Origin of the sequence: Bradyrhizobium sp. SHOUNA76, from assembly GCF_023006445.1 — a bacterium.
GTDB lineage: Bacteria > Pseudomonadota > Alphaproteobacteria > Rhizobiales > Xanthobacteraceae > Bradyrhizobium.
Map to the genome: position 1 here is coordinate 1 of NZ_JALBHA010000686.1, position 2672 is coordinate 2672.

2 protein-coding genes and 2 pseudogenes are annotated in these 2672 nt (G+C 65.8%); 3 read left to right on the top strand and 1 reads right to left on the bottom strand.

What is annotated here, in order from left to right:
• Window positions 1-163, bottom strand: a pseudogene (locus tag MOV74_RS41075) (CoA pyrophosphatase); the annotation flags it as partial.
• A gap of 71 nt (window positions 164-234) precedes the next feature.
• On the opposite strand from MOV74_RS41075, the gene MOV74_RS35625 reads away from it, so the two are divergent.
• The 3 genes and pseudogenes from MOV74_RS35625 to MOV74_RS35635 all read left to right on the top strand — a co-directional run.
• A complete protein-coding gene (locus MOV74_RS35625) occupies window positions 235-660 on the top strand; it encodes a PaaI family thioesterase (RefSeq protein WP_246931873.1) in 426 nt (141 codons plus the stop codon).
• 302 nt (window positions 661-962) lie between these two features.
• A complete protein-coding gene (locus MOV74_RS35630; protein ID WP_246931876.1) occupies window positions 963-1973 on the top strand; it encodes an aldo/keto reductase in 1011 nt (336 codons plus the stop codon).
• A gap of 16 nt (window positions 1974-1989) precedes the next feature.
• Window positions 1990-2672 (top strand): annotated as a pseudogene (locus MOV74_RS35635) (tetratricopeptide repeat protein); the annotation flags it as partial.

Sequence of the window (2672 nt, forward strand, 5' to 3'; positions counted from 1 at the left end):
GTAGCGTGAGCAGGAATGCGGTGTCGTCGCCCTCGCTCGCGGTCAGCGCGACCGCCACCGCCGCACGCTTCAACGTCGCCGGCGCTTCCCCTTCCGGCAGACGCGTGAAGGCGGCGCAGGCTGCCGCGATATTCCGCCGTGTGGCATCGTCGAATGGTCTCATGATGCTTGACTACACTACGTGCGGCCCCGATGAAACGAGTTCGCAAGGCCCGCACAGGAACGGACGACGACATGACCAACAAGGCCGCCGCAAGGCTGAAATCAGACGGCTGGAGCATCCTGGAGACCACGGGCTTCATGCACCTGATCGGGCCCCTGTGGGAGCGCAAGACCGACGGCCATTACGAATTCGCGCTGGCGACCGAGGACAAGCACCACAACCGCCGCGGCATGGTCCAGGGCGGCGTGATGATGACCTTCGCCGACCGCACCTGCGGCATGACGGCCCGCTACGTCTCCGGCAAGGAGTTCATGGCGACAGTGCAGCTCGACACCCATTTCGTCGAGGCCGGCCAGATCGGTGACATCCTGATCTCCCGCCCGCGCGTGGTGCGTTCGACGCGCAGCCTGATCTTCATGAGCACGGAGGTGACGGTGGATGGTCGCTGCATCGTGATGGCGAATGGCGTGTTCAAGATATTGAAGGGGCCGGGGTAGCCCTCGCGCTGGGCAGCTCCCGCGGCCAAACACATCTACCGCTGTCATTCCCCGCGAAGGCGGGGAATCCAGTACGCCGCGGCCTCTCGATCGATCACTGCCGTCTCGGAGTACTGGATCGCCCGATCAAGTCGGGCGATGACACCGAGTATGAGGCACGAGCGTACCCGCACCGTCATTGCGAGCGCAGCGAAGCAATCCAGGATCGTTCCGCGGATGCAGCTCTGGATTGCTTTACTGCACTCGCAATGACGGGCGTTGCTGGCTATGCTGCCTTCCATCAAATATCGAGGAAACAGCCCATGCAATACCGCCAGCTCGGCCGCTCTGGCCTGAAGGTTTCGCCGATTTGTCTGGGCACCATGATGTTCGGCGGGCCGACCGATGAAGCCGCGTCCAAGCGGATCATCGCGAAGGCGCGCGATGCCGGGATCAACTTCATCGACACGGCGGATGCCTATTCGAAGGGCGGCTCCGAGGAGGTCGTGGGCCGCGCCATTGCCGGCGATCGCCACGCCTGGGTGCTCGCCACGAAGCTCGCCAATCCCATGGGAGACGATCCCAATCGCGGCGGGCTGTCGCGGCGCTGGGTGTTGCAGGCCGCCGACGAGAGCCTGAAGCGGCTCGGCACCGACCACATCGACGTCTACTATCTGCACAAGGAAGACCATGCGACGCCGCTGGAGGAGACGGTGCGCGCGATGGGCGATTTGATCCGCGCGGGCAAGGTGCGCTATTTCGGCGTCTCGAACTACCGCGCCTGGCGCGTCGCAGAGATTTGCAACATCTGCGACCGCCTCGGCATCGACCGTCCCGCGGTGAGCCAGCCCTATTACAACGCCATGAACCGCATGCCCGAGGTCGAGCATTTTCCGGCCTGCTCCTATTACGGCCTCGGCATTGTGCCCTACAGCCCCCTGGCGCGCGGGGTGCTGACCGGCAAATACAAGCCGGATGCGGCGCCGGACAAGGAGACGCGCGCGGGCCGCAACGACACCCGCATGATGCAGACCGAGTGGCGGCCGGAATCGCTTCAGCTCGCGCAGGAGATCAAGACCCACGCCGAGAAGAAGGGCATCACCGCCGGCCAGTTCGCGGTCGCCTGGGTGCTCAACTCCGCCTTCGTCTCCTCGATCGTCGCCGGCCCGCGCACCGAGGAGCAGTGGGACGGCTACATCGGCGCGCTCGACTATCGCTTCACCGGGGATGACGAGGCACTGATCGACAGGCTGGTCGTTCCAGGCCATCCCTCGACGCCGGGCTACAACGATCCCGCCTACCCGATCGAAGGTCGCCGTGCGCGAACGGCGTGAATCCTTGGACACGACGATGGCGCATCAAGACCGCTACGGCCTGCCGCTCTCCACCGAATCCGATGCGGCAGCAAGCGCTTATCGCGAAGGCGTCGACCTCATGCTTGCGGGGTGGACCGGCACAGCGGAGACTCTGGAACGCGCGATTGCGGCCGACCCGGATTTCGCGCTTCCGCACATCGCCCGCGCCCGCATGCACGCCTTCTACCAGCAGGGCGATCTCGCCCGAGGCAAGGCCGCGCTCGCGCGCGAGCTGGTGGCGAAGCGCGGCACCGAGCGCGAGCGCTCGCATGTCGAGACGTTGGCGCTCGCGATCGAGGGCCGCTTGCCTGAGGCGATCGTATCGACGCTGAAGCACATCGACGAATGGCCGCGCGATGCATTGGTGCTGTCGCTGCCGCTCGGCGCGTTCGGCCTGTTCGCCTTCTCCGGCATGGCCGATCACGACCGCGCGCGGCATGAGCTGTGCGAGCGCGTCAAGCAGCATTACGGCGAGGATTGGTGGTTCCTCACCATGTATGGCTGGGCGATGACCGAGAATGGCGACGTCGCGCGCGGCCGCAGCGTGACCGAGCGCGGCTTCAATTTGCGCCGGGCCAACGCCCATGCCGCGCACGCGGTGCTGCACGCGATGTTCGAGGACGGCTCGATCGAAGCGGCCGACCGCCTCGTCGACGACTGGATCCCCACGTACGACCG